Source organism: Candidatus Hydrogenedentota bacterium (assembly GCA_016791475.1).
Taxonomy (GTDB): domain Bacteria; phylum Hydrogenedentota; class Hydrogenedentia; order Hydrogenedentales; family JAEUWI01; genus JAEUWI01.
The window spans coordinates 1-510 of record JAEUWI010000499.1 but is presented as its reverse complement, the minus strand read 5'-3'; the positions used below and the strand labels follow the sequence as shown (position 1 = coordinate 510).

Here is a 510-nt window from a genome sequence, read left to right as displayed (position 1 = left end):
ATGGCCGGCCAGATGCCGCGGCCGTAAATCAGGACGGCCGCCAGGGCGATGCCGGCAGGGGGGTAAAGGGGGGCAACGTAGCCTGGGGGAATGGCGATGTGCAGGGCCAGCAGGCCGCAGATCACATAGGCAGTGCCGATGATCGCGAGTTGGCGCAGGTAAGGGGCGTGTGGCATGCGGCGGGGTGGTCTGGGCGATGGGGTGGCAGTCCGTCGTTGTGCTGCCTGTCAGGGTGGGGCCGTCACTGGCCGGATCGAAGATCCCCCCGGGCTTGCTGGCCTTGATTACGGCAGCGCGGCCCGGCGGCTTCAATGCCGCTTGGTGAATTCGGTCATGCATCTCCTGTTATTGCAATGCGGTAGTATCTCGGTCCCGCATCGGTGCTGATGTCCGGATTTTCGGATGTTGCGTTGCGGGATAAGGCCGCTGCCCCGTCTGGCAAGGTGGCGGTTCTGTATCCGTGAGTTTGAGGAGGGCGAAATGTCATCAGTGCTAGCCGAAGGTCAGGAC

At 63.7% G+C, this 510-nt stretch carries 1 protein-coding gene; it reads right to left on the bottom strand.

Features of this window, described 5'->3' with window-relative positions:
- On the bottom strand, positions 1–176 hold a 176-nt coding region (locus JNK74_30460), incomplete at its 3' end, for a hypothetical protein (protein MBL7650491.1).
- Positions 177–510: the final 334 nt, after the last annotated feature.